Genomic DNA, 26,700 nt, shown 5'->3' with positions numbered 1-26,700 from the left:
CAGCATGCAGCGAGGCCCGGCATGTACGCACTGGTGGACGGGAACAATTTCTATGTGAGCTGCGAGCGGGTGTTCCGCCCCAGCCTGAACGGCCGCCCGGTGGTGGTGCTGAGCAACAACGATGGGTGCGCCATCGCGCGCAGCAACGAGGCCAAGGCCCTGGGTATTGCCATGGGGGCACCCTGGTTTGAGATCAAGCACATGGAGTTCGGGGACGGCCTGGTGGGCCTGTCGGCCAACTTCGTGCTGTACGGGGACATGAGCGACCGCATGCACAGCCTGGCGGCCGGCCTGGGCCCCACGCAGGAGATCTACTCCATTGACGAATCATTCATTGGACTGCACGGCGTTCGCGGCGACCTGACGAAGCGGGCCCGCGCGGTGCGCGACCGCATCAACCAGTGGACCGGCATCCCCTGCGGCATCGGAATTGCCCGGACCAAGACCCTCGCGAAGCTGGCCAACCACATCGCCAAGACAGCAGAGCGCAAGCCCGGCAGCTACCCCGCCGACCTGGCCACCGTGTGCAACCTGGCCGCCCTGCCCGCCTCGGACCTCGACGCGGTGCTGGGCACCACCCTGGTGGAAGAGGTGTGGGGCGTGGGCCGCAAGATCGCGGCACAGTTGCACGAGGGCGACATCCACACCGTGCTGGACCTGGTGCGCATGGACCCGGCCACCGTGCGCCGGCGCTGGAGCGTGGTGCTGGAGCGAACCGTGCGCGAGCTTCAGGGCATGCCGTGCATCGAGCTGGACGATGCGCCCAGCCCGAAGAAAGAGATTGCCTGCACCCGGTCGTTCGGCAAGCCCATCACCGACCTGGGCCCGCTGCTACAGGCCGTGAGCGAGTTCGCCAGCCGCGCGGGCGAGAAGCTGCGCAAGCAGGGCAGCCTGGCCAGTGAGGTGCTGGTGTTCGCCCACACCAGCCCGTTCCGGCCAGGGCCGCGCTTCAACAAGTCGGTGGTGGTGCCGCTGCGCCGGCCCACGGCCGACACCGGCGACCTGGTGCTGGCCGCTACCCATGGCATCCGCCGCATCTACGCCGAGGGCTACGACCTGATCAAGGCCGGGGTAATGCTGTTGGACCTGGTGCCCGGCAGCGTGTTGCAGCACGAGCTGGATCTGGAGGATGACGACTGCGCCGACCGTAGCAAGCTGATGACGGCCATGGACGCGATCAACGGGCGGTATGGCAAGGGGACGGTCCACGTGGCCAGCACCGGGGCGACGGAGAAGGTGCGCGAGTGGGGGATGCGGCAGGAGCGGCGGACACCGCAGTACACGACGCGGTGGGAGGATGTGCCAGTGGCTAGGGCTTGACGACAAGTGCTAGGACAAGGTGTCCGACGCCTACAGACGGCATTTTTTTAAATATTTGTTGCTGCAGTCGCACAAAAGACGAAAACCAGAACACATGCGGGACGCAGAGCTTTTTTGTCTGCAGAAGGCCGCCCATTAACGATTTCACTAAGAAATCCTTATGAATGCTCGCTCCGACTAACTGTACAAAATTTCAGCTTGCTCAATTACGATACATGTTGTAAAGGAGTTGAGGCGGTACACTACCGGTAGCGTCTTGGAGGCATGGGTGACACCAGATATAGTGTCGACACGCCCAACAAAAAAGCCGCAGTGGGGACTGCGGCGTTCTTGCCCAACCTGTCACCAAGCCGGGATGGGGAGATCAAAGCGATCACCTCCTCACAGATGCGATCTTGCCACGATTTCTTTGGGATGTGCTTGGCTCATGTGTCAGCAATCGTCCAAAAAGGACAAAAGGAATCGCGATGGTAATTAATAAACTGCAATTGACATTCAAGGATTACAGCTGGAACGCAATCCCGCCGGATGATCCTCGAGTCACCGGCAAGGCCGACACGATTTTCGTGAACCGCCATGAGGGATACGAGATGCTCGACTTCCTCAACCGCCACTGCGCAAATCTCATCAGCGCCAAGAAGGCCGAACGGATGATGCGCAATGCACTGCCGTCTACAGTGCGGTCCAGGGAAAATATCCTCAAGTGGCTGAACGACAACTGGTCGAAGCACCTCTAATACCCCTTCGCAAGTGAGCCGCCCAGCAGCAATGCCGGGCGGCTTTTTTACTTGGCCGGGGCAACTGTCGCGGCCGTACATTGGCCGCTCACCCCATGCGGGATATAGCAGCCGGCGCCCATCTTGAAGCTGGAGCATCCAGCCAGGACGATGGCGGCGATGGTGATGACGATGGTTTTCATGGGTCTTGCCTTTCGGTGGGTTGGTCAACAGGGAGAAGCGGCACGGTCTGCCCGCGAAATTCGTGCGAGCAGTCGTCGAGGTACTGGGCCTGGCCATCGGTAATCCAGGTGTGGCAGCGGTGGGCGTGGCCGGTGTTGAGCACGCTGGGGCGCAGGGTCGGCGCAGTGGTGCTGCCGTTCCAGGTCCAGTTGCCTGTGCCTTCGCGCGTGCCCTTGAGCATCACGGGCAGGGTCAGGATGCCCACGGGGCCGGGGATGCGCAGCGTGACGTGCGTGGCTTCCTCGACCGCGCACGGCAGATAGCCGACGCCATATTCCAGACGCACGGGCTTGGCCAGGACGGTCATGGCGCTTCCCTGCTGGTTTCGGGGTGGACAGATGTCTCACCGTCCTTGCGGTAGTAGGCGCCGCCGCCAACGCGCACGGCAGCCCACATGAGGTAGGCGTCCACGTCGCTGACCTCATCGACCAGCGCAGCATGGAATACCGCGTCGCACCAGTCGCGCGGCCAGCCCATGGTGTAGAGCTTGTCGTGGATGATCGCGGGCAGCTCGCCCTTGTCGGCGAAGTAGAGGTGGATGACGGGCAGCTTGGGCACGCTGGGCCCGTCGGTCTCGTCGCCTGGCTCGAAGGGGACAATGACCGGGGCATCCTCGCCATTCACATCCTCGACCATGGCGGCGGCGTGTTTGGTGTGGCGGCGTTTGCCGTTGCCCAGCGGCTCCAGGCTGGGCTTGACCAGCCAGGACACGCGGACGGGGAATGGCCACGGGATCATCAGTTGTCCTGCGCGGCGTACCGCAGATTGCCAGCAGTGCGATTGACCCAGCCCCGGCCGTACACGTCGAATTTCCCCAACATGGCGTAGAACTCCAGCCGCTCAGCATTGAAGAGCAGCACCAGGTCGGCCGGCTCGGAACGGCCCACGGCCGCCAAGGTCATCGGGCCGATGTACCCGTCATCTGCCACACCGGCCGCGCGCTGCATCCAGCGCACCGCGTTGCCGATACCGTGGTTGACCGCCGCATCCAGGGCCTGAAAAACGAAGGGCCGGGGCAGCTTGTCGCCTTGCACGCGCTGCCAGAAGTCGCGTTCGTAGATGGCGATGGCCTGCGGGCGCGTCAGAGCCTTGATGTCCACCGCTGGGTAGCTGCGCTTGGAGATGCCGAACTTCGTCTCGCCGCCCGGGTCGCGCGGGTCGTTGACGTAGCCGCCCTCGTGGGATAGCACTCGGTCGATGAGGTCTAGAAACATGGTCATGTCAACCTTCTTTCACACGGGTTCGGACGATCAGCACCGCGAAACCCAGCACGATGCAAACGTCCTGCGGGCTGGGGGCGGCATTGGGTAGCAGCGGGCTGGCCAGCGCGCCGGCGCCGCCCACCGCGAGCAGCATCCAGGCGATGGCCTTGAGCCACTCGGTGGTGCGCACGCGCCAGGCCAAGCCACGGCGGCATGGGGCGGTGCGCTCCAGCTTGTTCAAGGCCTCGGCCAGCACGATGAAGCCGGCGGCCCAGTAGATGAGGTGCAAGGCGAATGTCATTGCGCGCCCCCGTTGTCGATGCCTGGCCTGGGCTCTGGCTTGTCGGGCCCGAGCACGCGATCGCGAACCCGCATCAGCGCGCGCTGCGCGAAGGCGCCGACAACGAACGCCGTGCACAGCTGCAGCGGCTCGGGCACCGACATGATCAGCATGGCCAGGGGGGTGATGTACCCGGCGGTGATGCTGCTGGCGCAGGCAACCCACATGCGCCGCACGGTGGTGCGCCGCAGCTCGCGCCAGGTGTCGCCGGTGCTGGGCACGGTGTTCATGACAACGATGGCGACCAGCCCGCCGAACAGGCCGGCCACCAGCAGATCCGCGCGCAGCCCCAGGGGGATGCCGAAGATGCTGACGGCGGTGGTAGACGCGGCGGCCATCGCAATGGTGGCGATGCCGGCGGCGGCAGAGGTAGGTTCAGGCATTGGGGCCCCGGTTCAGTTGCCACTGGGCATGCACACCGGCACGCCGCCGTAAAAGCGAAAGCAATCCACCACCGGCACCCCATCGCGGCGAATGGTCACCTCCAGGCTGGCCAGCGCCTCGACGTCTATCTCGCCCTGCAGCAGCTGCACCGGCACGCCCGCCGCCACGTAGCAGCCCCAGAAGCATTCAGACGTGGACACCCAGGTGCCGCGCGCAGGGGCGAAAGTGAGCGAGCCCGCCACCTGCGGGCTGGTGGCCGTGTACTGCACGGGCATGGCGCTGGGCGGGGCCAGCAGGTGCAGCGCGAGCGCGGTTGTAAAAATCAGCTCCATCGGGGTCACCCCTTCCCTTTTGTGTGTGTTGGGTCAAACGTCTATCGAAACCACCGTCAGCGCGGGCGCGTCGCCCTCGATCACGCCGTTGCGCACGAACACCCGGGAATCGACCGCCGTGGTGCCACGAACCTGCAGCACGCCGCCGCCGGGCAGCTCGACCGTTGCGGTGTCGCCATCGACCGCGATGACGGTGGCCACCTGCAGGGGCGGGTCGGGAAAGATCTCTTTGAAGGCGCGGAAAGGGTTGCGGGCCATGGCTGGTGCACCTTGTCAGTCGGGGTGGGTTTCGAGGGTGATGGTCTGGCGCAGGCTGGGGCGCGACCATTCGAGCGAGGTGCTGCGCACCAGGCCAAGGCGGGTGGTGGCGCCGTCCACGTAGCGCACCATGGCGCCGGGCTTGATGACGCCGGCCTCTTCGCCCACCTGCAGGCGCAGGGTGACGTGGGCGATGCGGCCGGTGTCGGCCAGCACCGACAGGCCGCGCTGGCGCGCTGCGTCCACATGGGTGATGAGGGGGTGGGTGACCATGGGCGCCACCAGCACGCCAGCGCCGCCGGTGCGGTTGACCTCGGCCAGCACGCCGGCCGTGGTACCGCTCACGTGCACGCGGTCATAGGCGGGCTTGCGCTCCCATTCGATTTCCTCCATAGCGGTGGCGCTGGCGGGCAGCTCGACCTCGGCCATGTCGGGCGTCCAGTCCCACGGGGCCACGGGGTAGCGGGCGCGCACCAACAGGGTGGGGTCGGTGTCGTGCGGCTGCAGGTAGGCGCCCGCCGCGTCGGCGATATCGCGCAGCGCGCTCATGTAGGCGCCCTGATGGGTCCACACGTTGCCGGGCACCAGCCAGTCGGTGATGCCCCAGTCCACATCCCAGCCGATGGGCACGGCGTTGAGCGTGAGCACGTCGCCCATGAGCTGCTGCGCGGTGCGCGCGCTGGTGTTGCCGTGGTTGAGCACCGGGGCATAGGGCTCATCGAGCATGGCCGCCCTGCCCCGGCCCGAGACGTTGACGCGGTGGTTGGCAAACTCGCGCGGCGAGGCCACGCGCTCGGCCGCCAGGCGAAACGGCACGCCGTTAACGGTGGCCAGCACGTCGATGGGGTCGCCATCGGGCCCGGGCTGCACCAGCGCGAGGGCGCTGGCGGGCACGGTGGCCGACCAGGACCAGGTCCAGCTGTCCGCATCCAGCCCCATCTGGAAGGCATAGGCCGGGATGGCCAGGCCGCCATCCACGCGCATCAGGGTGATTTCATTCTTGACCACATAGACCTTTCGCACGGGCACGATGACCGTGCCGTTTTCGTCCACAGGCGGCTCGCCGCCGGGCACGACCACGCCCCAGCCCGGATTGAGCTGGCGCGAAAACTTTGTCCAGGGGAGCCATTGCTCCAGATCCACCCGGCGCACGCGCACCCATGGGGCCTGCAGGGCGCGGGCTGGCCGGGCTGCGTACTGACCCCAGGGGGCATGGCGCTGCAGGTCAATAAACAGGGGCACACCCCAGGGCATGCGCGGCTGCAGCGCGGGGCGAGCGGCATAGCTGCCCCATGGGGCGCGGCTCCGCTCATCGACCACCCGGGCGATCACCCACGGGGCGCGCACCTGGTGGGCGGGCCTGGCGGCGTAGCGGCCCCATGGGGCGCGGCGTTGCTCATCGACCTTGCGCAGCAGCAGCCAGGGCGCGCGGTGCTCAGATTGCACAGCGCGGCCATGGCCCCAGCGGGCGCGGCTGGCCACATCGACCGCTTCGGTCGTCTGGTATGGCACGCGCAGGCCGGTGGATACAGCATGGCCTTGGGCCCACGGGGCATGAAGGCCCGCCACCACGCGGCGGCGGCCAGGCTCTGCGCCGCCGTACACCAGCTCCAGCGCATCGCCGGCCTGCTGGGCGCCCTGCGGCCCATACTCCAGCACCAAGGCATCGCCGGGCTGCGCGCTCATGCATCCACCGCCAGGGTCGAGGTAACCCGGTTTGCAGCGGGCGGCAGCCAGTCGGTGGCGCCGGGCGACAGGTCGATGGGGGTAACGGTGTATTCGTCTGCCTCAAACCCCGTATGGATGCGAAAAGCGCCGGCCACGGTGTCGGCCTGGCCGACCAGCTCGCCCGAACTGCGCAGATGCGCACGGACCCGGCGGTTGACCAGAATGCCGCCGAGCTTGACCACACCGGCCACCTCATAGCGTGGGTGCAACGCCACGCCCGCGCCCGTGATGGGGATGACGCCCGCACCGGCACCACTGGCACCAGCTGCACCCACACCCCCACCCACCACCGACACGACGCCCGCACCGGCACCCACCGCCCCAGCAAAGCCCACGGCTGCGCCAGTGATGGACACCACACCTTCGCCCACCCCGGCCACAACCTCGCCGAAGTACCCAGCCCCCGCGCCCGTGATGGGCACAACCCCAGCACCCTCGGCCCGAAAAACGAGACCACCCACCGCTGCACCAGTGATGAGCACGACACCATCGCCCACACCGGTGACTGCGTCGACCGGGGGCACCCAGGTGAAGTTGACGGCGGTGTAGACCGGCGGCGTATAGGCGGGCACCCCCACCCAGGTAAAGTTGACCGCGTTGTAAGCGGGGGGCGTGTAGCTCATCCCGGCACCACCCGGTCGAAGATCAACGATGGCTCGCTGGTGCTGACAGGGAATGCCTCCACACTGTGCTCAGCCGTCGAGTTTGGGAACGGGATCAGCAGGAAGTTGCCCGTGCTGGCATCGCTCACCGTGGAGCAGGTGAGCACCCCCGTCGCCCGGTTGTGCCCCCTGATAGTGCGTGCGGCATTGGCGTTGCTCGCATCCTTGACGTTGCCGGCCATGCCGTACGCAGTGCGCAGGGCAAACCCAGGCGTGAAGCCCGATGGCACGGAATAGGTGAACGCACTGGCCCCGGCGTTGAGGGTCAAGTTGCCCCCCAGCGATGCACTGTCCGATCCTGCAGCGAGATAGATGTCGCCCGCAAAGGGGATGGCTCTTGATGTGGTGGTGCCTGTTGCGTTGAAAATGCGCAGGGTGCGCGCATCTGCGTCGATGGCCATGCCAAATACACCAGTCGCCGACAACGCTCCCACAGCCTCCACCGTCGAGCCGTTGTAATAGAGCGACCCCGCGAACAACCCCATGGATTGATTGTTTGCGCCCGGATACTGGCTCAGAGTGGCAGATGAGCTGGCAATCCCCAACATCCAACTTCCCACGGTGCGATTGAATTCAACGTACCACTTGCCCGAAGAAACCTTGGTGAGCGAGCGCGCGATGCCAGCCGCCGTGCCTGCCGTAACGGTCAGGTCGCCGTTGGACAGCAGGACGCCCGCCCCCTTGTCGGACGCGTTCAGAATGGTGGGCACATTGAAGGTCATCTCACCCGCCCACAGTCAAGGCGAAGGATGTGAGCTGGATCAGCCCGTTTGCGACGATGGTCACGGTGTTGAGCTTGATCACCCCGTCGCCCGCGCCGTTGCTCACGTCCACATCCACCACCGCCGTGCCGTCGCCATCCAAAATGCGCGCCCAGGTCGCGGTGCCACCGGCATCGGCGGATACGTCGGGAGCGATGGCATCGAAGGTAACCACCGCCCCCGAAGCGACAACAGCCGGATCGCTGCACACCAGCGTACCCAGCAGGGTCTGCGAGGTTATGGCGGTGCCTGGGCCAGCCGGTTTGGTTGCGGTGTAGAACTTGATCTGCGGGGCTGCGGCGCCAGCGTTGATTCCTGCGGCCAGCGCCGTGGCCATTGCAGCCAGGGTGGCGGCGTTGATTTTGACGTCCATGGTGGATCCTTGTGTCGGGTGTTTTGGGTTGTTCAGTCGGCGTCGCCGCGCAGCTGCGCGTCGAACGAGTCGCCGGCCAGGGTTGCGCCGGGCAGCACGGTGCGGGCGAGCCAGAAGCCGGGGGCGGCGGCTACGGTGTTGAAGCGCAGCTGCACGCCCACACCCCAGCCGCTGCCCCACCCCTCCTTGCGCAGCACGAAGTAGGGTTTGCCCGTGAGCAGGTTCACCGGGGCGATATCGGTGCTGATGTTCTGCGTGGCGATGACGCCCAGGTTTTCACCAATCACCTGCACATTGCCGCTGGCGTTGGTGAAGTTGATGCGCCAGCGCTCATTGACCGCGCCGTCGTTGAGCACCTCGACGGGGTGGTCAACGTCGTTGTACTGCGCGGGCGCCTGGCTGCCGATGAGGGTGTCGCTCCACTCACTCGTCCAGGTGGCCTGGTCGAAAAGGTGCTCCACCCGGCTGAACAGGTCACCGAACATCAGCGCGCCGCTGAGCTGGCTGCCCATGGGGAAGTCGCGCGTGAGCGGCGCCGACAGAGTGACCTGGCCATTGATCTGCACGTCGGCCACCAGAACGGTTTCCTCGATGCGATGGCGTGCCGCAATGGGCGGCACGTAGCCCGCCAGGCTGGCGGCCGCGTCCATGGTGGCGGTGCCAGCCTGCAGGTCCACGGCGTACAGGTTGGTGGCCAGCTTGAGGCGATTGGCATCCTCCAGCCACAGGGATGAAAGGTTTGCGCGGCCCACATCGATGGTGCTGCCGGCGGCGGGGGTTCCGGCGTTGAAGCTGCCCGTGTGGTGCAGCACGTCCACATCGGCCGAGCGGATGACGGGCACGCGCCCGTCACTAGGCAGGCGCACCGGGTCAAGGCCCAGGATGTCGGCAGACAGCGGCAGGTTGGTGAGCACCACGGTGCTGTACCGCAGGGTCTGCGGCTGCACGGTGCGCGGCTTCCACACGCTGGCGCCGACGACGTTGTCAGGGTCAAACCAGGGCTCGGTCTCATTGCCAGCGGCGAGCAGCCATTCCCCGAAGTACACCGACACCACGCCCATGGACTGCTCGACGTTGCCGCGGATCAACGCACCGGCGATCAGCCCGTTCTGGTCGGCCGTGCCGCTGATCAGCGTGCCGTCGTCGGCGGTGACCTGCACGTAGGTGGCCGCAGGGCGCACCGGGCTGCCCGCCGTGCGGAAATGCGCCTCGGTGGTCAGCCAGTCGCCCAGCTTGATGACGGCGCACTGCACAGCCAGGCCCAGGGCTGCGCCGCGCGTCCACAGGGTAGGCGTGGCAATGCCGGTGGCGTAGTCGAGGGTGCCGGCCGCCGTGGCAGACCCGCTGGCCTGGGGGTCCACATACAGGGTGCCGCTGCGCTCGATGAACTTTTTGCCCGCCAGCGTGAACATGACGCTGCCCGCCACCAGCGCCGAGCTGCTGGTGCGCGTGAGGTCCACCCGCACGGGCACATCGTCAGCCACGGTGAGAGCCTCGGTCCGGTCGGTGAAGACCCGCACGGCCGAGCCTGCGGGGATGGTGCCGCCGCCCTCCACCGCATACGTGGCGGGGGTGTAGGTGACCGATGCAGCCGACACGCTGGCGGTGCTGAGGTAAGCGCCCTGCGTCCAGCCTGGGTGGTCGCCCCCCGCCACGTACCAGCTGGTGGGTAGCGTCATGGTGGGGTTGTAGGTGATGGCGCCCGTGCCGGCATTGAGCAAACCCAGCACCGTGCCGGCCGCCATGGTGACGGTGGCGCGCGGGCCGCGCAGGCTGACCGCCTGGGCCGCCAGCAGCGCGCCCGAGCCATCGACTCGGAACGGCACCTGTGTGGCTGCCGTGGTGTCGGTCACTTCGGCATTGCTGACGGCCAGGGTCATGGTGAGCACACCCGACACCGAGGCGGCCAGCACGGCCTTGCCGATGGTGGCGGGGCTGCCCAGCGGCTCGGTGATCGTGGGCGTGTCGACGATGTTCTGGCTTGGGTCCAGCGCCCAGGTTTTGTAGGTGGCGGTGACGGTGCTGTCGAAGTCCGGCAGGCGGGTGGCGTATTCGAGCCTGCCCTGGCCGGTGGCCAGGTTGATGCGGCCGGTGACGCCACCGCCGGACAGCACGCCATCGTTGTCGGCACCGACCGTGTAGGTGGAGCCGTTGGCAGTGTAGGAAAAGTCCAGCTCACCAGGCGCCACGGGCGTGTGCTGCAGTGCGATGTCCTGAAACGCGGTGCCGCCGGTGTCGGCCAGGCGCTTTTCGTAGTGGACCGGGCTGCCGGAGGTGAGCAGCAGGCTGCTGCCCACGTCGGGCAACGCGCCCAGGGTGAGCGTGGTGGCACCGGTGGCGGGGTTGACCAGGCCGGTGCCGTAGGCAGGGTCGTTGCCCAGCATCTCGCCATCACCCCGGTCGCGCAGGTCATACCAGCGGCCCAACGCCCGATAGGATGCCACCGCAGTGCCCAGCGCAGGCAGCGGGTTGAGCACCGGGGTGTAGACGGTGCCGCGCGTGGCGATGGTGATAGGGATGGCGCGGGTGTGCGCTGCCTGCGAAGCCTCGACCTGGGGGGTGTAGGTGACGGTAATGGTTCGGGCGCCGCTGACCACGGGGGTGCTCAGCGTCATTTCCTTGTCACCGTATGCCACCGTGCCCGCATAGCCAAAGCCCGCCGTGATGATGGCGCCCAGGCCGTTGTCGGTGGAGGCGGTGCCCTCGCCATCCACGATGTGGATAGAACCTGGCTTGGGTGCGTGCGTGAAGCGAAACACCCGGGTCTGGCCCAACGCGATTTCAAAAGAGTACGGACCCTGAACAATGGGCGCATCGCTGATATCGATGAATGCGCGCGCACCGGCGATGGACGCCAGAGACACAGGCGCTTCGCGCTGGCTGGTGGGCACGATGGGCGCGTACACGCTGGCCACCTTGACATCCAGCGCACCAGCCAGGGCCTCTTCGGTCAGCGGCTGGATGCCGAAGTAGCGCGCAGCGTCGGCCACGGTGGTGGCGCGCATGATGGTGTTGCCACGGGCGCCCGTGAGGCGCGAAGGCGTGCTGATACCCCGGAACTCCACCCGCAGCGGCGCCCCGATCTTGAGGGTGATGACGCGCGCCGTGAAGTCGCCGCCGTTGTCGGTGAAGTTGCGCAGCTCGTGCGAGACATCCTGAATGCGCACGAACTGCTGGGCGGCGGTGACGTTGCCGGTTTCATCGCTGAGGCAGTACACGTCACCCACTTCGGGCAGCGGCTCCTCGGGGCGTTGGTACAGCAGCACGGCCGATGCGCCCTTGAGCTGGCGGCCATAGACGACCATGCGGCTTTCGGGGCCGGCGATCACATACGACTCGATGCGGTCGCGGGCGTCGGCGCGCACGTGGTAGTCGCTGCCGGTGCTGAACAGCAGCACGCCGATGCGCGGGTTGTCGGGCGCGTCGGTGATGATGCAGTGGGCGCCGGCATACATCTCGACGCTGGCGGTGTTGACGTGGCCGTAGAGCTTGCGGATGTTGACGCGGCCATAGACCGCGTCCACCCGGCTGACCTTGGGGAACACGTTGCCGGCCACGCCGTCAGGCACCACGCGGTTGGTGCGCCGGCCGCCGCCGTCGGGGGTGTCTGCCATGCGTTCGGATTCGAGCAGGCGGATGCTGGTGGAGGTGATGGTCATGGTGGGGTCAGGCCTCGATTTCGATCAGGCGCACGGTGGTGACGTAGGGGTAGTCGTCGCCCGGCAGCTCGGGCCGGGTGCTGGCGAAGGGCGTGGCGGTGACCGGGTCGTCGGGCGCAAACATGACCGTGAACTCGCGACCATCGGCGTGGGTGAACACGTAGACGCCCTCGGGGTCGGCGGCCAGGGCGAGCACGTCCTGCAGCACCGTGCGGGCCAGCCAGCCGTGTTCATCGGTGGCCTGCAGGGTGATGGGGCGGCCAGCCAGGCGCTCGCCCACATCCACCAGCAGGGCGCCGGTGGTGCTGTACTCGGTGGTTTTTTCGACTGGGGACCAGCTGAATTCGTCAACCCAGACCATGCCGCGCGGGATCTGCACCAGGCCGAGGGTGTGGTAGGCGGTGCTCATCGGGCGGTACCTTTGCCGCGCGCCAGCTCTTGGATCACGCTGTTGATGACGTTCACGTCGCGGGGCGTCATGCCCTCGATGGACTGCGGGCCGGATTTGAGGTCGAAGACGACCGTGCTGGTGGGGCCGCTGATGCCCGAACCGCCCGGGGTGCGCGAACCGCCACCGCTGGAATTGGTTGGCGCTGTGGGCGTGTTGGTTGTGGGCTTGCTGGCGGCCGTTGTGCCGCCGTTGGCCTTGCCACCGTTGCGCTCGGCCTCGATCAAGCCCTCGACCCGGGCCAGCTCGGCGGCGATGTTGCGTTGCTGGTTAAGGCTCTCCTGGCTGCGCGTGACATTGCCGTAGCTCTTTTGGTAGTTCTGCAGCTGCTGGCGCAGCGCCCAGGCCTTGCGCGCGTTGTCGCTGTCGGCCATGTCCTCGCCGTAGCGCTTGACGATGTCGGCAGTGATGTCGGTTTCGAGCACGGCGGCCTCGCGCACGTCGCCCGACTTGCCCACCAGGTCGGAGCCGTTGCCGACCTTGTTGCGGTCGTAAATTTCCTGCAACTTTTTGGCGGCAGCTGCGGCGGCCTCGGCGCTTTGGCCCATCTGCTGGTAACCGCCAGCAGCGCCGCGTGCGGCATCCCCTGCCCCCTTCGTGGCCGCCGCCGCTTCGCGCATGGACTTGACGATGACGTTGCCGGTGTCGGTGACTTCGAGCTTGAGGCCGGAGGCGGCGGCCTTTGACTCCAGCAGGGCGCGAGTGGCGCGCACGGCCGCCTCACCCTGGCGCTGCGCTGCCTCGATGGCTGCATTGGCATAGGCAGCAAAGGCCTCGCGCAGGGTGTCGGCGGACTTGATGCCGGCAGCGGTGATGGTGTCCCAGGCCCCCTGGGTGTCAGCCGCCGCCTTGTTCAGGGACTCGGTGGTTTTCAGACCCAAGGTGCGGAAGGCGGCATCGACAGCAAGGGCCGCTTCCTTGGCGCCTTCGCCAGTGCCGCGAAGGGCTGCATTGAGCCGCTCCTGCACCTCCGCTGCCTTTTGCCAGTTACCAGTGTTGACTGCCGCCTCGTACTCAGCACGCAAGCCCTTGACGGCATTGGTAGCCGCGATATCTGATGCGGCCTTGGCATCAATTGCCCGCTGAGCAACTTGCGTCGTCTCGCGCGCCAGATCGAGCGACTTCGCCATGCCCTCGAAGGCCTCGGCGGCAGCGCGCGCCGCTGGTGCAGCAGTCTCCACAGTTTTGGTGAGCCCAGCCCACCCCCGCTGCGCCAACTCAGCACTGCCAGCTGCCGCCGTAAACGCTGCACTTGCCTTTTGGCCCAATGCATCAGCCGCAGCACCGGTGGCTGCGGACGACAGCCGAACCTCGTCGGCAACCTCTTTGAATCGCTTGGAGATACCGCCAAACGTGAACTTTGCAAGAATATCGTTCCAGACAGCAAACGCTGCTTGAATCGATGCAATATGCCCGACGACGAACTCGGCCGTCTTGTAGGTCACAGCGAGCAGCGCATTGGCGCCTGTCGCCATGACACCCCATGCCAGCTTTACCGTGTTGCCGGCATTGGTGGCGTACTCGCCCAGCCGGGTGAAGGCAGCATTGGCGTCATCAGCAAGGGTGCTGATGCGCTGAATGACAACTGCGAAATCAATGGTGGAGACGAACTCTCGAACGAACTTCACACCCGTGGAAAACGCAGTGGCAATGGCTTCGCCAAACCTGCCGACCGTGCCATCTGCCACTGCACCACGCAGTGATGCCGCCAGCTGGTCCACCGCGTCCTTTATGACCGGGAGCACGGGCGCGCCGAGCGTGTTTGTGAGGTACTCCCAGGCCTTGCCCAACGCCCCCACCGAGCTGTTCAGGTTGTTCTGCATGACCGCCGCAGTAGCAGCGGCACTGCCCTCGGCGTTTTGCAGCTTGCCCACCAACTGGTCGAGCGCGCCCATGCCCTGATTAAGCAGCGCGCGCAGGGCTGGGCCAGCCTCCTGCCCGACGGCGGTTATCGCCTGAGCGCCACGCGGACCAGCTTCCGCCAACTGGCGCAGCGCCTTATCGAAGTTGTTGGTGGAGATACCCACCGCCGCCAGCTCGCCACGGAACTTGCTCGCCGGGTCCGAGAACTGGCTCAAGATGCTGTTGAGCGCGGTACCGGCGCGGCTGGCGTCGATGCCCGCATCAGCAAACTTGCCGATGATGGCCACCGTGGATTCCAGGCTCATGCCCAGGGTGTTGGCCAAAGGTGCGGCGTAGCTGAGCGCGTCGGCCAATCCTTTCACGCTGGTGTTAGTGGCATTGGCACCCAGCGCCAGTACATCAGCCACCCGCCCGGCATCGGTGAACGCCAGGCCCAAGCCCCTCACCGCTTTGGTAACGTATTCAGCGGAGGTGGCCAGCTCGATATCGCCGGCAGCTGCCAGCGAGAGCACTGCGGGCAGCGCCTGAATTGCCTCTTTCGCGCTCAAGCCCGCCTTGGCAAGGTTCTCGATTGCGCCGGCCGCTTCCACGCTGCTGAACTTGCCAGCAGCCCCCACATCCTCAGCAGCCTTTTTGAGCTGCGCCATTTCCTCGGCCGTGGCGCCAGTGGCCGCCTGCACTCGGCTGAGCGACTGCTCGAAGTCAGCAGCCCCCTTCACCACCCCTGCGAAGGCATTGATGCCAAAGTAGGCCAGCAGCGCAGCACCCAGCGCCCCGGCCGCAGCCTGCACCTTGCCGAACACCGAGGATGCGTTGTCCTTGGCGTTGATCAGGATCTCGATGGGCTTGAATGCCATGGTGGGTGCGGGGCCTGGTGGGGTGGTTCGGGCAATGCAGCGGCTTCATCTGGCGCCGGTATGGCAGCGCCACATGGAGCCGCAGGGCGCGCTGGGCGCCGTGCGGTCAGGGGGTTGGGTTGGCCTTAGACGACCGGGCGGCCGTCGGCGTAGATGGCCTCGGCGTTGGCGGGCTTGAGCACTTCGAGGCCGAAGCTCAGCTGCACGAAGTCGGTGCCCTCGGCGATGATGGGCAAGTCGCCATCAGGGGTCAGCGTGACCTTGGGCATGTAGTGGTCGCGGTTGCCGCCGGTGGCGTTGTCGGACACTACGCGCAGGGCACCCTGGATTTCCGATGCAGCACCGGTCTTGGCGCGCTCGAACTCACCCGCCACGGGCGTGTAGCCGAAGTTGACGTTGCCGGCGGTGATGGCGCCACCCTCGACGATCTGCACTCGGCCGGTTTCCTGGTCCACGTTGTAATCGTCGCCCACGTCATAGGTGGTGGAGCCCGCCTCATTCTTGACCGTGATGCCCGTGACGTTGCGCACGCCCATCGGGTTGGACGGGGTGGAGCCCAACTGGTAGAAGCGACCCGGGACCACAGCGCGCAGCTCGGCAGTGACGGCCACTGCGGACTGTGTGATTTTTTCGTTGGTGCCGGACAGCCACAGACCGTAGTTGGAAGAGGTGATGTTGTCGCACACCAGGTTGCCGGTGCGGTCCACCTGCACCACCACCGACGCATCCTTTTCGCGCAGACCTTTCTGTGACGAGAAGTGCTCAGCCTTCTCGGTTTCGATGGTGACGGTGAGCTCGGGGCAGTTGCCGAAGGGGATTTCGCCCGTCAGGTTGCCGTTGGCGTCGAAGGGGTCGAAGTAGACGCGGCCGCGGGGGATGACGTACTTCTGTTCGTCGTGGATGAGTGGCATGGTGAATAGCTCCAGAGAATGGGGTTTCAGAAGGCGATGGCCTTGTAGGCGCCGCCCGTGGAAAAGATGAGTTCGACGCCGACCAGGCCCTCCTGCAGGAAGTCCGGCGGCTCAATGCCTGAGAGCTTGAAATCGCTCCACTTGCCGGGGGTGCCTGCGTCTTTGCTGGGGTTCCAGCCCTGCAGCGCGCCGATGACGGCGGCGAATGCCGCATCCAGATCCGCCGCCGCCGTGGCCCCGCGCTTGACCACCAGGGTGATGCCCCAACCCGGCTGCACCGACACGACACCGCGCAGGCTGTCGCCCAGTTGGGCAGCGGCAAGGCGGATGTCTGCAGCGGGCACAACCGAGCGGTCTACCACTTCGGTGTAGCCGCGCACCTGCCAGCCCTGCAGCGCATCGAGCGCAGCCAGGCGGGCCTTGATGAAAGGGTCGAGGCCAAGCATGGGTCAGTCCTTGGGGTAGACGGCAAGGGTGACCCAGCCGCCCGCGTCGGGCTGCACCGGGCCAGCCACCACGTGCACCACGCCGCCGATGGTCAGCTCCGCGCCCTGCGCAATGCCTGGCGCGTTGACCACGCAGAAGCTGCAGGACATGGAGGCGGCATCGACGGCGCCGGGGCCGAAGGGCTCGGAGCTTTCACGCTCGAAGATCACCCCGAACTCTGCCCCGCCCTGGTACACCGCAATGGCGTTGGCCAGGCGCGCCTGCACCGTGCTGTTGACACGGGCTTCGAGGGCGGCGAAGGGGTTGAGGGTCATGGCGGCAGGCCTGGGTAGGTCAAGCGTTGAGGTGCAGCCAGGCAGTGGTGGCACCGTTGCCCGCTGCCTTGGCGGCGTAGCCGGCCAGCACGTTCCCGCTGGAGGTGGTGGTCAGGCGGGAGTTAGTGGCGTCCCAGTAGAGCAGCGCGCCCTGGGCGGGTGCGTCGGCGCTCAGCTTGGCAAGCTCGACCACTCCCTTGACGCGAAGGGGACCGGTCTCGCCGGCCTTGATGGCGGCAACAGCGATGCCGACGCGCACACCGATAACAGCGACTGCACCGCTGGCCACGTCCGCGCCGGGCGTGTAGTCGAGCACGTCGCCGACCTGTACGAAGTTTTTCATGATGCGTTTCCTTGAGGAATGGAGGTGTTTGGAATGGGCGGGCGCTGTGGCTGGCGCCCTGCCCTGTCACGTGCCGCCGATCAGGCGCCCGGGTTCTTGGCCAGGGCCTTGAAGTCGAGCGGGCTCACACCAGCATCGATACGCACCTTGAACTCGGTGCCGTCCACGTTCCAGCCCTGGCGCTGTTCCAGATAGGGCTGGTCGTTGCCGTCGAGGTAGTTCACTTCGATGGTGTCGTGCATGGCTGGGTTGCCAGCGCCGTACCAGGCGGTGGTGGAGGCGGCGTCCAGGCGGGCATCGGAGATGACCTCGAACGTGTCGCGCACGCTGTTGGGCGTGGTGTTGTTACGGGTGGCGGCGCCCACCTCGAACTCGCTGGCGCGCACCACGTTGGCCACCCCCTTGAGGGCACGCGGCACGATGGCGTACTGCATGCCGATGTTGAGCACCGAGGCGCCTTGCTTCTGCAGGGCCATGGCGGACTGCATCGCGTCGATGGATGCCGTGGAAGGCGCCGCACCGGTGAGCAGGTTGCCATGGGTGGCATGGAACAGGGCCACGCCATCGGGCATGTTGGGGTTGGCCGTGAGGATGGCGTAGACCAGATCGCCGATGGTGCGAATGGCTGCGCGGCCCATCATGCGAGGCACCCGGGTGAAGGCGTCGAGGTCGTCATTGATGATGGCCTGGCGGGTGATGCTGAACAGCTCACCGTAGGTTGCCAGCATGACCGTCGCACCACGCTCGCCGATGGTGGCGTATTTGTACTCGGCGCCCTCTGCCACCTTGCGCAGGCTGGGGAACATGTTCAGATCCACACGGCTGCCAGGCTTGAAGTCGGGCAGGTTGCCGGCGCGGGTCCAGAGCTGGAAGGTTTCTTCCGCCTCCTGATAGCCGGTGAGCAGGGCCTTGTTGGCGACGTTGGCCAGCAGGCCGGGGAAGTCGCTGGTGGAATGGGTGAAGGCGGCGCCCACAAAGGTGCGCTTGTCCATGCCGTCGCTGCGCACACCAGCGCGGGCCAGGCTGGCGCGGGCCAGCTCGGAGAGCGTGTAACCACGGAAGGGGTTGGCGCCATCGGCCTTGATCAGGCCGGCGCGGGCCAGCATGGCGTTGGTGGTGGCGGTGCGCAGCTTGTCGCCTTCGTCCTCGACCGTGACGACGTGGTCACCAGCAACAGGTCCAGCGCCAGCAGCCAGGTGGGCCAGCAGGCGGGAGCCGGCCGCCTCGATGGTGACCGCGTGGTCGTTTTCGCAGGTGGTCAGCAGCTCAGAGACGCCAGGGCGGTCGCCGAAGGCGCGGAAGCTGGCGCGAATGCCGTTGCGGCGCTGCTGGTCTGCGGCCAGGATGGCAGCAGGATCAGCGGCAGCCACAACTGCTGGAGCTGCTGCAGCCAAAGGGGCGGCAGGGGTAACGACCGGGGCGGCGCTTCCGCCGCCGGCCGCAGCGGCGCCGGCCGCGCCAATGGCGGTCAGCAGCACGTGGTGTGCACGGAACTTGTTCATGGGATCCTCATCAGCGGAAGGTGCAGCGGCTGCTGCGGGAGTGCACTCAGCCTGCGCAGCGGCGGGCAAAGAGCGGTAACGGGAAACGGGCATATCGCGCGCGGCGCTGGCGGCGATAGGGTTGGCATCGGTGACGGCGTCGATCAGCTTGGCGGCCAGGGCTTCTTCTGCTGTGAAGAAGTGATCCTTGCCATCCATCAGCAGGGCCAGGGCGCCCGCCTGGTCGCCCGTCTTGGCGGCGTAGCTGGTGGACATGGCCGACGCCCAGGTGTCGAGCTGGTCAGCCAGCTCGCGCAGCTCGGCGCTGTTGCCTGCGGCGTAGGTCCAAGGGGCATGGATCATCATCAGCGCGTTGCTGGCCATGTTGATCGTGTCGCCGCCCATGGCGATGAGGCTGGCGATGCTGTAGGCAATGCCATCGACCTCCACGGTAATCTGCGCCTTGTGGCGCTTCATGGCGTTGCAGATGGCAATGCCATCGGGGACGCTGCCGCCCAGGCTGTTGATGCGCACGGTGATGGCATCCACATCGAGCGCGGCGAGCTCCTGCATGAAGCTCTTGGCACTGATGGTTTCATCCCACCAGCTTTCGCCGATGTCGCCGTAGATCAGGATCTCGGCTGCCGCAAGAGCGCCCAGCGCGGCTGCGGCTACAGCGGTCTTGCGACGAATGGCGTACCAGGGTTGTGCGTTCTTGGACATGAAAAAGGGCTCTCGGTTGGAGAGCCCTCAGTGTCTGGAATCGCCTGTCCGGTTTCTAGGGAAGAAACCGGACTATTTCACGCCGGGTCCAATTCTTTGCCCTTGGCGTCTTTGGCATCTTCCTCATCCGTATCAGCTGGCTTGACCAGTGTGCCGAAGCGCACCGCCGCGTCGCTGCTGAAAATGAGGGCCTTCTCGGCCGCCTCTTTGCGGAATGCCTCGACCTGCTCGAGCACGTCGCGCGGGTTGCCCCCACGGCGGCGGATGACTTCGACCTCGCTGGCGAAGCCGGCCTGCACCAGTTTCTCCCACGCAGCGGCCTCGTGCACGGGGTTGATCCAGGGCATGCTCTGGCCGACGAACAGCGCGTCATCGGCACTGCCTGGGCGCAGGTCGGGCGGCATGGGCACCACGCCACTCAGGTGCGCGATCTGCACGAACGACTCCCACACGGGCTGTACGAACATGCCCACGAACTCATCGGTGAGGACGGCATAGTGGATCCACTGCTCGACCAGCTCCTGGCGCTGGGCGCTGTAAGTGCCGTTGTAATCGCGGCTGACGCTGGAGTAGCTGGCGCCGATGCCTGCAGCGAAGGCGCGTAGCTGTCCCGAGCGCCACGTCACCAGGTTGGGGTTGGGCCGGTTGCTGTCGATCATGCCGATCTCTTCGCCGACCATGAGGGTGTCGATGATCATGCCGGGCTGCATGTGCATGTCGCGCGGCAGGGGGTTGCCATCGTCGTCCGTCTTGGGCTTGGGCCCCTCACCCACATAGCCATCCTGCTCGCTGCGCTTGACATAAGCGGTGAGCGAGGCGGCCACCTTGGCGGCGATGCGCTCGCTTTCTTCGTAGTCTTTCAGATCCTCGATGCGGGTGATGACGCTGGCGAACTCGGACACGCCGCGCTGCTGGTGCAGGCGGTCGAGGGTGGCCAGGTGCAGCATGCGCTCGGCAGGCACGGTCTTGAGCGCGCCTTGATCGCGCAGCACCATCGAATCGCGCGGGTCGCCCTTGTAGACGAGGTAACCGGTGGCCTCGCCCCAGGCGTTGGACTGAATGCCCTGGCGGATGCCTTTGGACGCGTCGTCAAAATCCAGCGGGATGAAATCGGCCTCAAACAGCTCCAGCGAGTACGGCACCCGCGTGCCGTGCTTGAGGAAGGGCACCGGGCCGACCAGCTCTTGCGCGAAGCCTTCACCATCACGGAACCAGGTGTAGGCCATGAGGCGCTGGGCCAGGGGCCAGCGGTACCGTTTGGTGACCTCGGGCTTGCGTTGCCAGTCGCGGTAGGCCTCGCGCAGGGCGTCGGCATATTCCTTGTGGATGGTCCCGTCTGCCCGGCGGGGCTGCGGCTCGATGCCGATACCCGTGGCGCCCACCACGTTGTTGACCAGCACACGCAATGCGCCGCGCGAGAGGTCGTGGTTGCGCTCCAGAAAGCGCGCGTGGGCCCGCAGCGCGGCGGCACCCGAGCCGACCAGGCTGTTGGGGCTGCTGTTGTCGGCGCGGTTCTTGCGCTGGCGGCTGGACTTGGCGCCCTCATAGTGCGCCAGGGCGCGGCGCGCCTGGGCACGCTGCAGGCCCTTGATGGGGTCGCGCCAGGCGACGATGCGGTCGATTAGGTTCATGGTGGTGGTGTTCCTGCCGATGGTCAGCGGTCAAAGCGGGCGACGGAGTAGCCGAGGCCGCCCACCGTGGCCCCGCCGCCGTTCTGCTCACGGGCAACACGGCGCTCCCACTCGGATCGGCCCTTGCGGATCTCTTCGAGGTTTTCAGAGCTGAGGGTCCGGCCACCGAACGAGACGGTTTTGCCAGAGAGGACGGCCGCCTCGGCTTCGAGGTACTTGGCCAGCATGTCGGTTGCAGTAGTCATGCGCGCCACACTACGCAGGAGTGCGTCCGGTTTCTAGGGGGAAAGCCGGATTCTTTGAGCCGACGATGCGCGGCGCCCGGGCGCCCGCGATCTCATAGATCCGCGTGCGGCTCAGCCCGTACTTGCGCATCAGCTCATCGATGTTGGTGCCCGTGAACTCGCGGCGGATGGCCGCGTCACGCTCGCTGCGGTCAGGTGCTGGCACGTACAGGTCCTGGCCGCCCATGCGCCGGCGCAGGCCATCGACCAGGGCCCGGGCGAAGATGCCGGCCAGGCCCTCGTTCATGCCGATGTCCTCGCGCACGATGGCCAGGAAATCGCGCTCCAACTGCACGGCGGCGTCCTCTGCCTGGGCAGCGGATTGGGCAGCGTGCTGCGAGTCATCGGGGGGATAGGTGCTCATAGGCGACTGCTCCATTCATTGGACGCGAAGGGGGACGATTGGGGTGCGCGCGCCACCGGACGGGGCGCAGGCTGTGAGGGGGCAGGTGCTGCTGCTGGCGCGGGGGCGCTGGCGGCTGCAGCTGCTGGTGTCGTGGGTGGACTGAACAGGTCCACGGGCGGCTGCACTGACGCCTCCAGCCGGGACCACTTTTCGTCGTTGTACTTGTGCAGGCCCTGCCCCATGGCGGCATGCAGGGCGTAGTTGCGGTTGTCGAGTTGCTCGTTACGCGGCCGGCGCTTGACCCAGCGGAAGGCGTCGCGGCCGTTGACCTTGGCCAGCACGCGCTGCTCGGCGGTGAGCTGTTCGTAGAACTCGCGGGGCAGCTCGTCGCTGAAGTGCACGTAACCGGGCCCGGGGTTCTGGATGGCGAGCTGGCCGAGCAGCAGATCCTTGGCGGCATCGACGCCGACGCGCCACAGCTTGATGCCGCGCGTGACCTTTTTGCCGCGCCAGTTCACTTCCTGAAGGCTGCTGGGGCCCAGGATGTTGACGGCTTCGTTCCCGTCGCCCTTGATGGCGCGCAGGTTGGGCAGCACGTGCTGGGCCTTGGCCACCCAGTTGTACACGGCCTGGGTCTGGTCGGAGCTGTCGATGCTGGTGGCGCTGATGCCCAGGCTGCCGCCGTGCCATTCCTGGCTGTAGCGGCGCTGCAGCTGCTGGGTGACGGCGTCCCATTCCTCATCAACGGCGGGGTTGCCCTCGATGACGATGACGTCGACCACCCACGATTCCATGCCGCGCCCCCAGGCGTAGACGGTGATTTCCCAGCGGTTGCGCTGCACGTCCACCCCGGCGGTGAGGTACAGGCCACCCTTGGCAACGGTGCAGAGTTTGTAGGGCTCGGCGCGGGCCTGCAGGGCGTGCTCGTCGGTGCGCTCGCCGGCCAGCTCCCAGGTTTCACCGAGGGTTTCGTTGACGAAGAGCTGCATGGGGCCTGCATCGCCGGCCTCAAGCGCCTTGAAGGCGTTCTCGAATTCTTTGACGATATCGGACCAGGCGCGCTGCGGGCTGTAGGCAGTCCACACATGCACGCCGAGTGTGATGGGAGGGGTGCAGGGATGGCCAAGGCTGTCGCGCCATATGCGATCAGGGCCATAGCGCTTGCCTGTGCGTTCGCACACCCACGCACCGTTCACCGGCACGCCACCGGGCATGTAGTCGGCCTGAGTAATGGACTTGCGGCAGTGCGGGCAGACGTGATGCACCGTGCCGTGCTGGCCCCAGGTCCATTTGAAGCCGTGTGCTACTTTCTTCCCACCCCATATGAGCTGGTGTTCTGCCTCGCAGTGGATGCACTCGATGTGGAAGCGCACCAGCCCTTCGGCCTCGTTCACAGCATCCTCGATGTGGCAAAGACCCTTGAGCAGCGGCGTTGATCCGCAGGTCAGCTTGGGGTATGCGGCACCTTCCAATCGGCCACGGGCCAGACCTCGTGGCGGGCCAGCCTTTTCAATTGAGCGATCGAACTTGCTGATCTCGTCGAGGATGGCATCGTCCAAGGTGATGCGCCGGAATGCGCGCGCAGCCTTACCCCCCAGCAGGTGCAGGGCGCTGTCCCGGAAGGGCTTGTACTTGATGGTCTCTTCGGTGGTCTTGCCCAGCTTGCGGGCCTTGTTGATCGCCTGCACGCCTGTTTCAGGATCGAGCAGTGGATCAATCTCGCTTTTGACGTAGCTATCCCGGTCATCGTCGGTGGGCTGCCACAGCGCCTGTTTGCGTCGGCGGTGTGCAATGTTGTAGCAGATCTTGGCCGTGATCATCTTGGTGTAGCCGACACGCTTGGCCTTCATCACGTCAAGCTCTTCTATGCGGTCATCACCCATGAAATCCAGTATCCCCACCTGAAAGCACCATAGGACCAATGCCCCCTTCTGGTGGCTGCTCTCGCCCGCCATGATGAAGTTCTCAGGCGCCCAGTCACCCAGCCGTTGCGGCGTCTCTGCACGCAAACTTTCCAGCCCGATGCGGACAGCGGCCATGATGGCCTCGGCCGTTTCGCGATGGAGGACGGGTGGCATGGTGGTCATGCTGAAGGGCCCTCGGCGTCGGCCTGAGCATCTTCATCATCCGCATCGGATTCCAGCATCGCGTCCACACTTTGCGACACCAGCTTGGCAGTGGAGCGGATCCACTCGTTTCGCGCCGAGGCGATCACCTGCAGGATGGCGATCTTGGCTTCGTGGGGCAGATCGGGACAGGCCTTGCGCAGCGTTGCTTCCAGCTGGTCGAACCGCCCCACCACGGCGCTGGCGGCCTGGCCGAGAACGTCGGCCAGCAACCCGACAGGGGCGTATTCTTTTCGGGCCACAGCGTTCTTGATGGCCTGGCCCTCGCGCTGCTCGCGGGCTAGCGCCGCGCGCTCCTGCACCAGGTCAAGGCCACCGACGCCATCCCCCAGGCGGCCAGCGGCCTGGTCGCGCAGGCGCTCGCAGTAGGCCGCCAGCCATTCCTGCGCAGAGTCCCCACGCACCAGCACCCCGTCGGCCACGAGCTGGCTGATGCGGGCCTCGCTCAGACTGACCATCGCAGCAAATTCCGCTTGCGAAACTTGCTGATCCATGTAGGGGAGCACCTTCACTTAACCCCCTTAGCAACCCTGCGGAACAGTCTGCGACCGGGGTGCGAATTACCCGCACTGGGACTCTGCCGGAAGGACCCGCGACGGGGGAGTGCACCTCGATGGTGCGCGCTCGCGGGCCGGGTCACGCTGGAACCCCCAGCCCGAGCGATGCCTCATAGGCCTCGACCACCCGACGTTCGTACGAGGCGAGCAGCTTGTCCTTGTCCTGGTCCCATGGCCCAAGCCCAAGGCGCACACCCATGGCCTCGATGCCACTGCGTGTCTCGCGCCAGTTGTCGGGCACGCTGCCTGCTTGGCCCGCGTCCGCTGCCACGTCCATCCATCGCTGTTCACGCAACCATCGCAGCACCGATGGGCAGGCCTTGCCCCCTTCCATGCCAAGCCTGTCTGCCTGCTGCGCAGCAGCCTGCAGCAGCTGCTCAGCCTTGACCGTGCCATCAGCCTCAAGCGATGCGATGAGCTGGGCCACCTCGGGCAACCGGGTGCGCCGCTGATCGGGGAAGAACGCACACAGCCTGGATGCGATGCCGGCCGCCTCGATACCCGCCCCCTGCCCTGCCTGCCCCACCCTCCCCCCTGCCCGACCAGGCGCAGCATCCACCGCGTCCGCCCCCCCTGCAGGGGGGTTGGGGGGTATTAATTGGTTCTGGTTCTGGTTCTGGTTGGTTGAACGGTCGTTAAACGGGCGTGCAACATCCGTTGCTTGCTTGTTGGGCGCCTTTCGCGCACCCGCACCAACAGTGCCCACACCGTCACCATCGCCCGGCATACGCTGCGCCCTCTTCTCTGCAGACGCCCTACCAGCGCGGCTTTGCTGCTCAATGCGCTCACGGTAGGCAGCAATCTCCCGGTCGCACCGGGCGTTGTGCCAGCCGTCATCCTCCTGCACAAAGAACTCCTGCAGCACCGCTTGGAGCGCCTCGCGCTGCTCATCGGTGTGGGCCAGCACACGCCGTGCGAGCTTCGTTGCATCGGCGAGCAACGGGCGTTCGGTGTCGTAGTACAGGTCCAGCAGTTCCCGGTACAACGCACGTTCAACGAACGTTAGATGGCGGGTAGCGCTGTTGAAATCCCCGATATGGTGGGGGTAGTGATTCATACGCCCGCCGCCTCCCGAATGCGAAACCGCACCCGCTTGTCCAGATAGTTCTGCACATCCGCCCCCTGGGCGATGCGCTCCATGCTCAGCCGTGGCTTGTACGTGCCCACGCGCACGAACATCACCACCGGCTTCACGTCCACCCCACCCGTGCCACTGGCAGCCCAGATGCCTGGGGCCAGGTGGTGGCCACGCAGGCGGCCATAGCTCACGAAGTAGCGGCGCCCCGTGGTGCGCTTGTTGCCCTTGTGGATAGCGCGCTTACGCTTGTCCGACATGTTGGCGCTGTAGCCCTGCTCGGGCGACGCCTGAAAGTAGCTGATCAGCTGCACCATGAACGCCCCGCGCAGGTTGCCACGCCCGTCATCGCTGCCCGGGTAAGGCACACGCGGGATGCTGGTCTGGTACCCGCTGGGCAAGATGCCCGCGCGCCGCAGGGCCACCTCGCTGCGCTTGTCGCGCCGCCGCCCGCCGAACTCCTGCGCCTGCAGGATCTTCTGCGGGTCCACCCCCGGGCTGTCGCGCTGGTTCTCGGGCGCAATGCGCACGCTCAGCTTATTGGCCGTGGCCTGCTGCACAAAGCTGCTCTTCAGGACATAGGGCGTGGGCCTATCGAACACACGCGCCATTTCTGCCTGCATCTGCCGGCGAACCTGAAACCCCGTGTCATTGAGCGCCTTGGCATAGGCCTGGCGCGCCTGCGGGCCGGCCAGCTTCGCCAGCTCGGCCTGCACCGCTTCGAGGTTGCGGATGCCGATTGAAACCTGCACCATCAGCCACCCCCAGGCGGCTGCGCCATCTGCCGCACCGCACAGTCGCCATAGGCATTCACAGCCCCCAGCAGCTCAGAGCGGCAGAACTCCACACGGTTGCGCGCATTGGTCGACACACCCCGGCCATCGGCATTCGCCTCATGCGCAGCCGCAGCCAGGTCGCCCAGGGCCTGCAGCACGCGCGCCATGCCCTCGGACAGGCTGGCCACCTCCACCGGGTGCACAGGCACGCACACATGGCCCATGGCCGAGGCCAGGGCCTGCGTGGGTGCGATATCGCCCAGGTGCTGCTGCAGCTCCTGCAGATCGCGCACACCGAACACATACCCGCCCTCGCCGCTGATCTTCTTCTGCAGCGTGCTCTCAGACCAGTTGAGCGCACGCGCGACCTTGCCAACCCTGCCCTTCAGCAGGTTGCGCACCACCACCAGCACATCAAGCCGATGACCGGGTGTAGCCGGCGGCGCCTCACCCTCGCCATAGGCAACCGCTGGCGGAACCGAGACACTGAAACCCATGACTCCACCCCTTGTAAAAAATCCCCACGCCGCCCCGCCAGGC

At 66.3% G+C, this 26,700-nt stretch carries 30 protein-coding genes; 2 read left to right on the top strand and 28 right to left on the bottom strand.

Features of this window, described 5'->3' with window-relative positions; translation table 11 throughout:
* The first annotated feature begins 21 nt into the window (after positions 1-21).
* Both ACSQ9E_RS10935 and ACSQ9E_RS10930 read left to right on the top strand, forming a co-directional pair.
* On the top strand, positions 22-1,320 hold the full coding sequence (locus tag ACSQ9E_RS10935) for a Y-family DNA polymerase (protein ID WP_436217772.1): 1,299 nt from the start codon (positions 22-24) through the stop codon (positions 1,318-1,320).
* Positions 1,321-1,808: 488 nt separating this feature from the next.
* Positions 1,809-2,057: a hypothetical protein gene (locus ACSQ9E_RS10930; protein ID WP_436217771.1), complete on the top strand. Its 249-nt coding sequence runs from the start codon at positions 1,809-1,811 to the stop codon at positions 2,055-2,057.
* Between the two features lie 47 nt (positions 2,058-2,104).
* Here ACSQ9E_RS10930 and ACSQ9E_RS10925 read toward each other — a convergent pair whose 3' ends face one another.
* The 28 genes from ACSQ9E_RS10925 to ACSQ9E_RS10790 all read right to left on the bottom strand — a co-directional run bounded on the left by ACSQ9E_RS10925 (position 2,105) and on the right by ACSQ9E_RS10790 (position 26,657).
* Positions 2,105-2,239 (bottom strand): hypothetical protein, encoded by a 135-nt coding sequence (locus tag ACSQ9E_RS10925; protein ID WP_436217770.1) that lies wholly within the window; start codon positions 2,237-2,239, stop codon positions 2,105-2,107.
* Positions 2,236-2,586: a DUF6527 family protein gene (locus ACSQ9E_RS10920; RefSeq protein WP_436217769.1), complete on the bottom strand. Its 351-nt coding sequence runs from the start codon at positions 2,584-2,586 to the stop codon at positions 2,236-2,238. Before ACSQ9E_RS10920 ends, ACSQ9E_RS10925 begins: the two co-directional genes overlap by 4 nt.
* A complete protein-coding gene (locus tag ACSQ9E_RS10915) occupies positions 2,583-3,017 on the bottom strand; it encodes a DUF1353 domain-containing protein (protein ID WP_436217768.1) in 435 nt (144 codons plus the stop codon). Before ACSQ9E_RS10915 ends, ACSQ9E_RS10920 begins: the two co-directional genes overlap by 4 nt.
* Positions 3,017-3,499 (bottom strand): glycoside hydrolase family 108 protein, encoded by a 483-nt coding sequence (locus tag ACSQ9E_RS10910; protein ID WP_436217767.1) that lies wholly within the window; start codon positions 3,497-3,499, stop codon positions 3,017-3,019. Before ACSQ9E_RS10910 ends, ACSQ9E_RS10915 begins: the two co-directional genes overlap by 1 nt.
* Before the next feature lies 1 nt (position 3,500).
* Positions 3,501-3,782, bottom strand: a complete 282-nt coding sequence (locus ACSQ9E_RS10905; protein ID WP_436217766.1) for a hypothetical protein — start codon at positions 3,780-3,782, stop codon at positions 3,501-3,503.
* Positions 3,779-4,204, bottom strand: a complete 426-nt coding sequence (locus ACSQ9E_RS10900) for a hypothetical protein (protein WP_436217765.1) — start codon at positions 4,202-4,204, stop codon at positions 3,779-3,781. The genes ACSQ9E_RS10905 and ACSQ9E_RS10900 overlap by 4 nt, the downstream gene beginning before the upstream one ends.
* A 12-nt stretch (positions 4,205-4,216) precedes the next feature.
* A complete protein-coding gene (locus tag ACSQ9E_RS10895; RefSeq protein ID WP_436217764.1) occupies positions 4,217-4,537 on the bottom strand; it encodes a hypothetical protein in 321 nt (106 codons plus the stop codon).
* A gap of 33 nt (positions 4,538-4,570) precedes the next feature.
* Entirely contained in the window at positions 4,571-4,795 is a 225-nt protein-coding gene (locus ACSQ9E_RS10890; RefSeq protein WP_436217763.1) for a hypothetical protein, read from the bottom strand.
* Between the two features lie 15 nt (positions 4,796-4,810).
* Positions 4,811-6,481 carry a hypothetical protein gene (locus ACSQ9E_RS10885; RefSeq protein WP_436217762.1) on the bottom strand — a complete coding sequence of 557 codons (1,671 nt, stop codon included), beginning with the start codon at positions 6,479-6,481 and terminating at the stop codon, positions 4,811-4,813.
* A complete protein-coding gene (locus tag ACSQ9E_RS10880; RefSeq protein ID WP_436217761.1) occupies positions 6,478-7,146 on the bottom strand; it encodes a hypothetical protein in 669 nt (222 codons plus the stop codon). The genes ACSQ9E_RS10885 and ACSQ9E_RS10880 overlap by 4 nt, the downstream gene beginning before the upstream one ends.
* Positions 7,143-7,907: a hypothetical protein gene (locus ACSQ9E_RS10875; RefSeq protein ID WP_436217760.1), complete on the bottom strand. Its 765-nt coding sequence runs from the start codon at positions 7,905-7,907 to the stop codon at positions 7,143-7,145. Before ACSQ9E_RS10875 ends, ACSQ9E_RS10880 begins: the two co-directional genes overlap by 4 nt.
* 1 nt (position 7,908) lies before the next feature.
* On the bottom strand, positions 7,909-8,319 hold the full coding sequence (locus ACSQ9E_RS10870) for a hypothetical protein (protein ID WP_436217759.1): 411 nt from the start codon (positions 8,317-8,319) through the stop codon (positions 7,909-7,911).
* Between the two features lie 32 nt (positions 8,320-8,351).
* Positions 8,352-11,978: a hypothetical protein gene (locus tag ACSQ9E_RS10865; RefSeq protein WP_436217758.1), complete on the bottom strand. Its 3,627-nt coding sequence runs from the start codon at positions 11,976-11,978 to the stop codon at positions 8,352-8,354.
* Between the two features lie 7 nt (positions 11,979-11,985).
* Positions 11,986-12,387 (bottom strand): hypothetical protein, encoded by a 402-nt coding sequence (locus ACSQ9E_RS10860; protein ID WP_436217757.1) that lies wholly within the window; start codon positions 12,385-12,387, stop codon positions 11,986-11,988.
* Positions 12,384-15,146 carry a phage tail tape measure protein gene (locus ACSQ9E_RS10855; RefSeq protein ID WP_436217756.1) on the bottom strand — a complete coding sequence of 921 codons (2,763 nt, stop codon included), beginning with the start codon at positions 15,144-15,146 and terminating at the stop codon, positions 12,384-12,386. The genes ACSQ9E_RS10860 and ACSQ9E_RS10855 overlap by 4 nt, the downstream gene beginning before the upstream one ends.
* 125 nt (positions 15,147-15,271) lie before the next feature.
* Positions 15,272-16,057, bottom strand: a complete 786-nt coding sequence (locus tag ACSQ9E_RS10850) for a hypothetical protein (RefSeq protein WP_436217755.1) — start codon at positions 16,055-16,057, stop codon at positions 15,272-15,274.
* A 26-nt stretch (positions 16,058-16,083) separates the two neighbouring features.
* Positions 16,084-16,503 carry a hypothetical protein gene (locus ACSQ9E_RS10845; protein WP_436217754.1) on the bottom strand — a complete coding sequence of 140 codons (420 nt, stop codon included), beginning with the start codon at positions 16,501-16,503 and terminating at the stop codon, positions 16,084-16,086.
* 3 nt (positions 16,504-16,506) lie between these two features.
* The gene (locus ACSQ9E_RS10840) at positions 16,507-16,818 is read right to left on the bottom strand and encodes a head-tail joining protein (RefSeq protein WP_436217753.1); all 312 of its coding nucleotides are present in this window, start codon (positions 16,816-16,818) and stop codon (positions 16,507-16,509) included.
* A 19-nt stretch (positions 16,819-16,837) separates the two neighbouring features.
* Positions 16,838-17,161, bottom strand: coding sequence for a DUF2190 family protein (locus tag ACSQ9E_RS10835; protein ID WP_436217752.1), 324 nt, complete (start codon positions 17,159-17,161; stop codon positions 16,838-16,840).
* A gap of 80 nt (positions 17,162-17,241) precedes the next feature.
* The gene (locus tag ACSQ9E_RS10830) at positions 17,242-19,365 is read right to left on the bottom strand and encodes a ClpP-like prohead protease/major capsid protein fusion protein (protein WP_436217751.1); all 2,124 of its coding nucleotides are present in this window, start codon (positions 19,363-19,365) and stop codon (positions 17,242-17,244) included.
* A 77-nt stretch (positions 19,366-19,442) separates the two neighbouring features.
* Positions 19,443-20,996, bottom strand: a complete 1,554-nt coding sequence (locus ACSQ9E_RS10825) for a phage portal protein (RefSeq protein ID WP_436217750.1) — start codon at positions 20,994-20,996, stop codon at positions 19,443-19,445.
* 23 nt (positions 20,997-21,019) lie between these two features.
* A complete protein-coding gene (locus ACSQ9E_RS10820; RefSeq protein WP_436217749.1) occupies positions 21,020-21,241 on the bottom strand; it encodes a hypothetical protein in 222 nt (73 codons plus the stop codon).
* 10 nt (positions 21,242-21,251) lie between these two features.
* Entirely contained in the window at positions 21,252-21,644 is a 393-nt protein-coding gene (locus tag ACSQ9E_RS10815; RefSeq protein WP_436217748.1) for a Mor transcription activator family protein, read from the bottom strand.
* On the bottom strand, positions 21,641-23,704 hold the full coding sequence (locus ACSQ9E_RS10810) for a phage terminase large subunit family protein (protein ID WP_436217747.1): 2,064 nt from the start codon (positions 23,702-23,704) through the stop codon (positions 21,641-21,643). Before ACSQ9E_RS10810 ends, ACSQ9E_RS10815 begins: the two co-directional genes overlap by 4 nt.
* Before the next feature lie 5 nt (positions 23,705-23,709).
* A complete protein-coding gene (locus ACSQ9E_RS10805; RefSeq protein WP_436217746.1) occupies positions 23,710-24,210 on the bottom strand; it encodes a hypothetical protein in 501 nt (166 codons plus the stop codon).
* A gap of 178 nt (positions 24,211-24,388) precedes the next feature.
* The gene (locus ACSQ9E_RS10800) at positions 24,389-25,366 is read right to left on the bottom strand and encodes a YdaU family protein (RefSeq protein ID WP_436217745.1); all 978 of its coding nucleotides are present in this window, start codon (positions 25,364-25,366) and stop codon (positions 24,389-24,391) included.
* On the bottom strand, positions 25,363-26,139 hold the full coding sequence (locus tag ACSQ9E_RS10795) for a hypothetical protein (RefSeq protein ID WP_436217744.1): 777 nt from the start codon (positions 26,137-26,139) through the stop codon (positions 25,363-25,365). Before ACSQ9E_RS10795 ends, ACSQ9E_RS10800 begins: the two co-directional genes overlap by 4 nt.
* Entirely contained in the window at positions 26,139-26,657 is a 519-nt protein-coding gene (locus ACSQ9E_RS10790; protein WP_436217743.1) for a phage regulatory CII family protein, read from the bottom strand. Before ACSQ9E_RS10790 ends, ACSQ9E_RS10795 begins: the two co-directional genes overlap by 1 nt.
* Between the last annotated feature and the right edge of the window lie 43 nt (positions 26,658-26,700).

Source organism: Acidovorax sp. LjRoot118, from assembly GCF_964253575.1.
In the GTDB taxonomy this organism is placed as follows: Bacteria; Pseudomonadota; Gammaproteobacteria; order Burkholderiales; family Burkholderiaceae_C; genus Acidovorax.
This window is presented reverse-complemented; position numbering and strand designations above follow the sequence as displayed.

Bases quoted from the DNA above. Each gene is read 5' to 3' on its own strand.
- ACSQ9E_RS10895 (WP_436217764.1), bottom strand. From the start codon at position 4,537: ATGGAGCTGATTTTTACAACCGCGCTCGCGCTGCACCTGCTGGCCCCG.
- ACSQ9E_RS10900 (WP_436217765.1), bottom strand. From the start codon at position 4,204: ATGCCTGAACCTACCTCTGCCGCCGCCGGCATCGCCACCATTGCGATG.
- ACSQ9E_RS10815 (WP_436217748.1), bottom strand. From the start codon at position 21,644: ATGAGCACCTATCCCCCCGATGACTCGCAGCACGCTGCCCAATCCGCT.
- ACSQ9E_RS10805 (WP_436217746.1), bottom strand. From the start codon at position 24,210: ATGGTCAGTCTGAGCGAGGCCCGCATCAGCCAGCTCGTGGCCGACGGG.
- ACSQ9E_RS10820 (WP_436217749.1), bottom strand. From the start codon at position 21,241: ATGACTACTGCAACCGACATGCTGGCCAAGTACCTCGAAGCCGAGGCG.
- ACSQ9E_RS10865 (WP_436217758.1), bottom strand. From the start codon at position 11,978: ATGACCATCACCTCCACCAGCATCCGCCTGCTCGAATCCGAACGCATG.
- ACSQ9E_RS10855 (WP_436217756.1), bottom strand. From the start codon at position 15,146: ATGGCATTCAAGCCCATCGAGATCCTGATCAACGCCAAGGACAACGCA.
- ACSQ9E_RS10890 (WP_436217763.1), bottom strand. From the start codon at position 4,795: ATGGCCCGCAACCCTTTCCGCGCCTTCAAAGAGATCTTTCCCGACCCG.
- ACSQ9E_RS10830 (WP_436217751.1), bottom strand. From the start codon at position 19,365: ATGTCCAAGAACGCACAACCCTGGTACGCCATTCGTCGCAAGACCGCT.
- ACSQ9E_RS10935 (WP_436217772.1), top strand. From the start codon at position 22: ATGTACGCACTGGTGGACGGGAACAATTTCTATGTGAGCTGCGAGCGG.
- ACSQ9E_RS10835 (WP_436217752.1), bottom strand. From the start codon at position 17,161: ATGAAAAACTTCGTACAGGTCGGCGACGTGCTCGACTACACGCCCGGC.
- ACSQ9E_RS10800 (WP_436217745.1), bottom strand. From the start codon at position 25,366: ATGAATCACTACCCCCACCATATCGGGGATTTCAACAGCGCTACCCGC.
- ACSQ9E_RS10810 (WP_436217747.1), bottom strand. From the start codon at position 23,704: ATGCCACCCGTCCTCCATCGCGAAACGGCCGAGGCCATCATGGCCGCT.
- ACSQ9E_RS10840 (WP_436217753.1), bottom strand. From the start codon at position 16,818: ATGACCCTCAACCCCTTCGCCGCCCTCGAAGCCCGTGTCAACAGCACG.
- ACSQ9E_RS10850 (WP_436217755.1), bottom strand. From the start codon at position 16,057: ATGCCACTCATCCACGACGAACAGAAGTACGTCATCCCCCGCGGCCGC.
- ACSQ9E_RS10905 (WP_436217766.1), bottom strand. From the start codon at position 3,782: ATGACATTCGCCTTGCACCTCATCTACTGGGCCGCCGGCTTCATCGTG.
- ACSQ9E_RS10790 (WP_436217743.1), bottom strand. From the start codon at position 26,657: ATGGGTTTCAGTGTCTCGGTTCCGCCAGCGGTTGCCTATGGCGAGGGT.
- ACSQ9E_RS10925 (WP_436217770.1), bottom strand. From the start codon at position 2,239: ATGAAAACCATCGTCATCACCATCGCCGCCATCGTCCTGGCTGGATGC.
- ACSQ9E_RS10920 (WP_436217769.1), bottom strand. From the start codon at position 2,586: ATGACCGTCCTGGCCAAGCCCGTGCGTCTGGAATATGGCGTCGGCTAT.
- ACSQ9E_RS10795 (WP_436217744.1), bottom strand. From the start codon at position 26,139: ATGGTGCAGGTTTCAATCGGCATCCGCAACCTCGAAGCGGTGCAGGCC.
- ACSQ9E_RS10860 (WP_436217757.1), bottom strand. From the start codon at position 12,387: ATGAGCACCGCCTACCACACCCTCGGCCTGGTGCAGATCCCGCGCGGC.
- ACSQ9E_RS10885 (WP_436217762.1), bottom strand. From the start codon at position 6,481: ATGAGCGCGCAGCCCGGCGATGCCTTGGTGCTGGAGTATGGGCCGCAG.
- ACSQ9E_RS10915 (WP_436217768.1), bottom strand. From the start codon at position 3,017: ATGATCCCGTGGCCATTCCCCGTCCGCGTGTCCTGGCTGGTCAAGCCC.
- ACSQ9E_RS10845 (WP_436217754.1), bottom strand. From the start codon at position 16,503: ATGCTTGGCCTCGACCCTTTCATCAAGGCCCGCCTGGCTGCGCTCGAT.
- ACSQ9E_RS10875 (WP_436217760.1), bottom strand. From the start codon at position 7,907: ATGACCTTCAATGTGCCCACCATTCTGAACGCGTCCGACAAGGGGGCG.
- ACSQ9E_RS10825 (WP_436217750.1), bottom strand. From the start codon at position 20,996: ATGAACCTAATCGACCGCATCGTCGCCTGGCGCGACCCCATCAAGGGC.
- ACSQ9E_RS10910 (WP_436217767.1), bottom strand. From the start codon at position 3,499: ATGACCATGTTTCTAGACCTCATCGACCGAGTGCTATCCCACGAGGGC.
- ACSQ9E_RS10880 (WP_436217761.1), bottom strand. From the start codon at position 7,146: ATGAGCTACACGCCCCCCGCTTACAACGCGGTCAACTTTACCTGGGTG.
- ACSQ9E_RS10870 (WP_436217759.1), bottom strand. From the start codon at position 8,319: ATGGACGTCAAAATCAACGCCGCCACCCTGGCTGCAATGGCCACGGCG.